The 6,875-nt window shown below is 69.9% G+C and carries 6 protein-coding genes; 3 read left to right on the forward strand and 3 right to left on the reverse strand.

Going from position 1 to position 6,875, the window contains the following annotated elements; genetic code table 11:
* Positions 1-15 precede the first annotated feature (15 nt).
* Together pcaDC and FHS34_RS42725 are read right to left on the reverse strand one after the other, a co-directional pair.
* Positions 16-1,329, reverse strand: a complete 1,314-nt coding sequence (gene pcaDC, locus FHS34_RS26045; RefSeq protein ID WP_184969602.1) for a bifunctional 3-oxoadipate enol-lactonase/4-carboxymuconolactone decarboxylase PcaDC — start codon at positions 1,327-1,329, stop codon at positions 16-18.
* A gap of 32 nt (positions 1,330-1,361) precedes the next feature.
* Positions 1,362-1,625 carry a transposase gene (locus FHS34_RS42725; RefSeq protein WP_225817736.1) on the reverse strand — a complete coding sequence of 88 codons (264 nt, stop codon included), beginning with the start codon at positions 1,623-1,625 and terminating at the stop codon, positions 1,362-1,364.
* A gap of 546 nt (positions 1,626-2,171) precedes the next feature.
* Here FHS34_RS42725 and FHS34_RS26055 point away from each other — a divergent pair.
* Entirely contained in the window at positions 2,172-2,753 is a 582-nt protein-coding gene (locus FHS34_RS26055) for a hypothetical protein (protein WP_184969657.1), read from the forward strand.
* A 139-nt stretch (positions 2,754-2,892) separates the two neighbouring features.
* On the opposite strand, the gene FHS34_RS26060 is transcribed toward FHS34_RS26055, so the two are convergent.
* Positions 2,893-4,032, reverse strand: coding sequence for a PucR family transcriptional regulator (locus FHS34_RS26060; protein ID WP_184969604.1), 1,140 nt, complete (start codon positions 4,030-4,032; stop codon positions 2,893-2,895).
* An 87-nt stretch (positions 4,033-4,119) separates the two neighbouring features.
* Between FHS34_RS26060 and FHS34_RS26065 the strand changes: the two genes are divergently transcribed.
* Positions 4,120-5,175 carry a ferredoxin reductase gene (locus FHS34_RS26065; RefSeq protein ID WP_184969606.1) on the forward strand — a complete coding sequence of 352 codons (1,056 nt, stop codon included), beginning with the start codon at positions 4,120-4,122 and terminating at the stop codon, positions 5,173-5,175.
* Positions 5,176-5,182: 7 nt separating this feature from the next.
* Entirely contained in the window at positions 5,183-6,301 is a 1,119-nt protein-coding gene (locus FHS34_RS26070) for a fatty acid desaturase family protein (RefSeq protein ID WP_184969608.1), read from the forward strand.
* Positions 6,302-6,875: the final 574 nt, after the last annotated feature.

Below are 6,875 nucleotides of genomic sequence, written 5' to 3' on the forward strand. Positions count from 1 at the left end.
TGGCCCCGCGGGGTGCTACCCGGCGGGTGTGGTCTCCTCCCGGATGACCCGCTGGGCCACCCGGAACGCGCTGTTCGCAGCCGGCAGGCCGCAGTAGACGGCCGCCTGGAGCAGCACCTCCCTGATCTCGTCCGGGGTCAGCCCGTTGCGCAGGGCGGCCCGAGTGTGCGCGGCCAGGTCCTCCAGGTGCCCGCCCGCGATCAGGGCGGTGAGCGTGATGCAGCTGCGGGTGCGGCGGTCCAGGCCCGGCCGGTCCCAGATCTCGCCCCAGGCGTAGCGGGTGACGAACTCCTGGAAGTCGCCGGAGAACTCGTCGGTTCGGGCCAGGACCCCGTCGACGTGCGCGTCGCCGAGCACCTCGCGGCGGATCTTCAGCCCGGTCTCGTACCGGCCGCCCTGGCCGGGGGGCCGCACGGCCACCGCGGCCGGGGCTATCTCGGCGACCGGCGCGGGCTGCGGGGGCGCGGCCGGGACGGCGACCGCGACCGGTACCGGCACCGGCGCGGCGGGGGTGGCCGGCAGGGCGGTCTGTCCGGTGTCGAAGGGCTGCTGCCAGGCGGTGGAGAAGTGGTGGACGAGCAGGTCGGTGACGGCGGCGGGCTGCTCGACCGGCACCAGGTGGGAGGCGCCGGGGACGACCGCGAGCCGGGCGTCCGGGATGCCGGCCACCAGGGTGCGGGCCTCGGCGGGGCCGGTGACCTGGTCGTCGGAGCCGACCAGCACCAGAGTGGGCACGCCGACCCGGCCCAGCTCGGCCCGTACGTCGAAGGCGGCGAGGGCCTCGCAGGCGGCGATGTAGCAGCCCGGGTCGGTGGTGCGGACCATCTGTACGGCCCACTCGGTGATCGCGGGCTGCGCGGCGGCGAACCCGCCGGTGAACCAGCGGTCGGGCGCGGTACGGGCGATCGGGTCGAGTCCGTTGGTGCGGACGACCACCCCGCGCTGGCGGAACTCGTCGGCGGTGCCGAACCGGGGCGAGGCCGCGACCAGCGCGAGCGAGGCGAGCCGCTCGGGGTGGCGCAGGGCCAGCTCGATGCCGACCGCGCCGCCCAGCGCGCAGCCGGCGTAGCCGAAGCGCTGCACGCCGAGCGCGTCCAGCGTGGCCAGCAGCCGGGCGGTCAGCTCGGTGACGGAGTCGGCCGGGTGCGCGGGGGCGCCGCCGTGGCCGGGCAGGTCGAACCGGAAGACCCGCCACTGCTTGGTCAGCTCCGGCACCTGACGGTCCCACATGTGCCAGGTGGTACCCAGTGAGGGACCCAGGATCAGGACCGGAGCGTCTTCTGGCCCGTCAAAGCGGTATTGCAGGGTGTTCGGTGGTGTCTCGCTCACGCCCCAGACCCTCTCATGTCTCACGACTGCCCCTATAACGGGGGGACGGTGGGTACCGTCCTGACCAGGTGGAAGACCTCCCGGGCCGCATAGCGCTTGAGGCTTCGGACTGTCTCGCGCCGGGTCTTGCCCTCCTTGCTGCGATGTTCGTAGTAGTCCTGGGTGCGCGGGTGGACGCGCAGGCGAGTCTGCACGATCCGGTGCAGGGCCGCGTTGGCTTGCCGGTCGCCGCCGCGGTTGAGGCGACGGTACTGCCGACTGCCCGAGGAAAGCTCGACGGGACTGACCCCGCACAGCGCCGCGAACGACGCTCACTGCCCAGGCGTTCCGGGTTGTCCCCGATCGTGATCAGCAAAGTGACGGCCGTGTCCGGGCCGATGCCCACCACCTCGAGCAGCTGCGGAGCGTGGCGCTCCACCAGCCAGGTCAGACGGACCTCCAGGGCCTGGATCTCTTCGCTGAGCTGCCTGATGCGCCGGGCCAGGAACCCAGGGTGACGTGGGTGGCGTGGAGCACCGCCCCTTGGTCGGCCTCGTGGTTCGGGCTGTCGTCGACGAGCCCTGCGCAGGTGCGGAAGAGTTCTGCGTTGCCCAGCCCGGCAAGTTCCTCCCTCAGCTGCGGATCGGCAGCTCCTACAAGACCACCTGCCAGGCACTCCACAACCGTGGCCTGGTGACGGTCTCCCGGAAGGGCGGGCAGTGGAGCGTCGCCCTGACGAGCGCCGGCCAGCACTACCTGGCACACGGCACGTACCCTCCCCGCGGATCACGCCCGCTGAAGACCCGGGCCGCCGGTCCGCGAAGGCCGGCGGCAGGATCGTCAAGAGCGGCAGCAGACCCGACTTGGAGAAGTGGCCGTCCCGCGTCGCCGCAGCACGCAGATCCGGAAGGATTCCGGAGACGAAGGAGCTGCACGGAAGCTGGTGCCATGGCGGATACGAGATCAAGCTCGCCGACATCCCCGCCTGGCGCCTTGCCGCCCTCGACCCCGTCCCCGTGCCCTCGCGGCTCACCCGGCCGCACACCGCTATCCGGGCCATGCAGAACGAACGCCAGCCGCTCGGCCTGACCAAGCCCGTCCAAGGACGCGCTCTCCGACTCATCCAGGCACTGATCACCGCCGCCGAGGCGATCGCGGCACACCGACCTGGTGGGTCATCGGAAAGATGTCGACCTGAGCGATCTTCGGAAAACCCGAGGTCAGATCCCATTTCCTGGCCCATCGCCATGCATGTGGGTGCCCAGGCAATCAAACGGGCGTCACGGCCGACAGTCCGCCCTTTCAACCCGGTCGCTCCAGCCTTCGCCAACACCCTGCTCGACGCGACCGGCGTTCTCCTCGGCCGACTCCCGCTCAGTCGCGACCGGGTGTGGCTGGTCGTGCGAGACGCGGGCCTTACGGATCGACAGGTGGGCGACTCGTAGTGGAACGCTCCCTGCCAGCCGACCTGCTGCACCTTGATCGCGTCGCTCACCCGAACCGTCCCGGCTGCAGGGACGTCCAGGTAGACACCGAGCACGATGCCGGGATCCTCCGGGAGTTCGTGGACGGTCGAAGTAGTCGTCAACTGGCCCGAAGACCGACCGCCAGCGTCAGTTCAAGGACCCGGTGTGGCGATGCGAGATCCGGAAACAGCTCCCGCAGCTGCGACATCCGGTACCGGACTGTCTGGGGATGGACGAACAACGCCGCCGCCACCTCGTCCCGCCTGCCCTGGTGCAGCAGCCACGCCCGCAACGTCTCCTCCAGCCGCCGTGCGGTCGCGACAGGCAAGGTGCGCAACGGTGCGAGGGCTCGGGCACGCAGGTCTGCGAACGCGTCCACGTCGGCGCTCAGCACCAGCTCGGGCAGGTGGTCCTCGGTGTCGCGGATATCAGGGGAGAGGGAGCGCGCGCGTACGGCTCGTGCGTACGAGGCGGACGCACGAGTCCATGGCCGGGCCGGGCCGACCACGGCGGTGCGGTCGGTCAGCTGTCGCAAGAGATGTGACCGGTCGGAATCGGGGACGAGCAGCACACCGGTGGCGTCCGGCAGATCGTCGAGGACGAGGGTGCTCGGGTCGAGCGCGCGGTAGGCAGGCCGGGCCTGGGCGGCGGGCAGCAGGACCGCCGTCAGCGTCACCGGAGGCTGCCATCCGGCCCGTTGAGCAGAGGCCAGCAGCACGTCCGGGCTCGCGCCGGCGAGGAGGTCGCGGGCCAGGTGTTCCAGGTGGCGCTCGTGGGCCCTGCCCCGGGCGGCCAGTTCGTCGGCGTGGCCCGCGGCGCTCGCGGCGGAGAGCTCGTCGATGTAGGCGAAGGTCAGCTCGGCGAACTTGGCGACCTCGGCGGCGGGTAGACCTGCGGACACGGCACCCGCTGCCAGGCATCGCCAGGCCACGCGGGCGCCGACGCGGTAGGCGCTGAGCAGGGCGTCCATCGAACGGCCGTCGCGCACCTCGCCGCGGCCCAGCTCGTAGGCCGCGTCACCGCCGTCGCCGCCCGTGGCGTTCCCGCTCGCGAGGTCCAGGTAGTGCCCGAGGGCGGTGCGAACGGCTCGGCGGATGGTGCCGCCCATGCTGCCCGAAAGGGCGCCTGCGTAGGGAGAGACCTCGTCGATGATCGCCTGGACGACCTCGTCGGCGGTGGTCTTCAGCGCGGCCCGAATTGCGGTGACCGTCGTCTCATCCAGGGCCAGTTCGCTGGCCCTCTGGGTTACACGACTCACGTTTTTATTCCCTGCGAACAATTCCACCCACCAGATTCACATCCTACGGTCAGGACTTTACGCCCTGAGACGCAGCAAGCTGGAGTCATGACGAGTGCAGCCCTTCGCAGCAGGGCGTGGAAACTGCTGGAGATGGTCACGACGCCGCTGCTGCCGTCGGACTACCTCGACCTGGTCAGCCCACTGCGTGCGGGCGCTGACCTGCGGGGGCGCATCGAGGCCGTGCACCCCGAGACGGATGACGCCGCGACCATCGTGATCAGGCCGGGACGGGGCTGGCGCGGCCACACGGCCGGTCAGTACGTGCGGATCGGGGTCGACGTCGACGGGGTTCGCCTGTGGCGTGCCTACTCCATCACCTCGCCGACGAACCGCCAGGACGGCCGCGTCACGATCACCGTGAAGGCGATCCCGGACGGCAAGGTCAGCAGCCACCTGGTCCGCAGGGCGCAACCGGGCACGCTGATCCAGCTCGGCCAGGCGACCGGTGACTTCGCGCTGCCGCAGGCCAAGCCCGCCAAGGTGCTCTACCTGACGGCCGGCAGCGGCATCACACCCGTGATGGGCATGCTGCGCGACACCGAGTTCGACGACGTCGTCATGGTCCACTGCGCGCCACGGCCGCAAGACGTGATCTTCCGCAACGAACTGCACGACCTGGTCGCGGACAAGAAGCTGCGGCTCACCGAGGTGCACACCGACACAGACGGCATGCTCGACGTCGCCTGTCTCGACGAACTCGTGCCCGACTGGGCCGAGCGCGAGACCTGGGCCTGCGGACCCGCGGGCCTGCTCGACGCCGCCGAAGAACACTGGAGCGAACACGGCGTCCAAGAGCGCCTGCACACCGAACGCTTCCGCCCCGGCATCGTCGTCGCCGGCGACGGTGGCGAGGTCACGTTCAGCGCCACCGGCAAGACCGTCGACGCGGACGGCGCCACGCCGTTGCTGGACATCGGCGAGGAGGCCGGCGTACTCATGCCGTCCGGGTGCCGCATGGGCATCTGCTTCGGCTGCGTGACGCCGCTCAAGGCGGGCGCCGTCCGCGACCTGCGCACCGGCGAGATCACCGAGGCCGAGCCGGGCGTCCTCATCCAGACCTGCGTGTCCGCCGCGGCGGGCCCCTGTGACATCGAACGGTAGGAGCACCTTGACCGCTATCGACCCCACCGCCCACCTGACCGCGGAGCAGATCGAGGAGCTCGGCCGCGAGCTGGACGCGATCCGTGACGAGGTGATCGCCGGCCGCGGCGAGAAGGACGCCGCCTACATCCGCAAGGTCATCTCGGCGCAGCGCAAACTCGAGCTGGTCAGCAGGGGCGTGCTGCTGTTCTCGATGTTCCCGCCCGCGTGGCTGCTCGGCACCGCCGGGCTGTCCGTGGCGAAGATCATGGACAACATGGAGATCGGCCACAACATCCTGCACGGCCAGTGGGACTGGATGCGGGACCCGAAGATCCACTCCACCACCTGGGAATGGGATCACGTCTCGCCGGCCGACCAGTGGAAGCACTCGCACAACGAGCTGCATCACACGTACACCAACGTGATCGGCAAGGACAACGACCTCGGCTACGGCATCATGCGCGTCGACGAGGACCAGAAGTGGCATCCGTCCCACCTCGGCCAGCCGCTGTGGAACTTCATCAACGCCTGCTTCTTCGAGTACGGCATCGCAGCGTACGACCTGGAGCTCGGCAAGAACCTGAACAAGCGCCGCCGCAAGAACCCGGAGTTCCGCGCGCGGGCCAAGGCCGTGGGCCGCAAGATCCGCAAGCAGGTGCTCAAGGACTACGTGATCCACCCGCTGCTGTCGGGCCCGTCGTTCCTCCCCACGCTCGCCGCCACGTTCACCGCGAACCTGGTCCGCAACATCTGGTCCCACTCGGTGATCATGTGCGGGCACTTCCCCGAGGGCGTGCAGGTCTTCGAGCGCCGGTCGATCAACGGCGAGACGCGCGGCCAGTGGTACCTGCGCCAGATGATGGGCTCGGCGAACATCAGCGGCAGCAGGGCCATGCACTTCATGACCGGCAACCTCTCGCACCAGATCGAGCACCACCTGTTCCCGGACCTGCCGAGCAACCGGTACGCCGAGGTCGCGGTGAAGGTGCGTGCGCTGTTCGAGAAGTACGAGCTGGAGTACGTCACCGGACCGCTGCCCAAACAGGTGTTCTCCGCGTGGCGCAAGGTCTTCCGGCTCTCGCTGCCGAACAGGAAGCCCGAGGTCAAGACGCCGGACCGTGAGCAGCAGCTCGTCGCCGCCTGATCGTTACAAGCGCCTGGCTCACGAACCCGAGGTCAGGCGCCCCTGTCCGTAGGCTCCGGAATCGCCACGCACTCCACGTGATGCGTCATCGGAAACACGTCACAAGGTGTGTGGACGGGAGGCGAATCTGCAGGTCACATGGGGTTTTCCTGCCTTGGGCGCGGGCTGTGAGGCGGCCGGAGCGTCACATGAGCGTCATGTCTGACGGATTTTCTCTCCTCCTTCGGCCGGTACACCGGGCTGTCCGCGTTTCTGATGCCCGTGGCCGTCATGTTGCTGCTCGGGCGGCAGGTCAGCTGCTGGAGGTGCTGCGTGATGCCCGGCGCAGCGCTCGCCACCGGGCCGCCCGGGCCGACCCGGTGGGCCTGTGATGAGGCTGGACATCAGGACCGACTCATCGCCGGGTTTCAGCTCGTGCACATCGGCGTCCGCCCCCGGGCGCCTGCCCGGGTGTGGCTCAGGCGTCGATGATGACGGGAATGATGAGGGGCTGGCGGCGGTAGGTGCGGAACGCCCAGTTCGCCACGGCCCGGGCGACGAGCTGTTCGAGTTGGCGCGCGTCCCCGACGCCTTC

Source organism: Streptomyces echinatus, from assembly GCF_014203595.1.
In the GTDB taxonomy this organism is placed as follows: Bacteria; Actinomycetota; Actinomycetes; order Streptomycetales; family Streptomycetaceae; genus Streptomyces; species Streptomyces echinatus.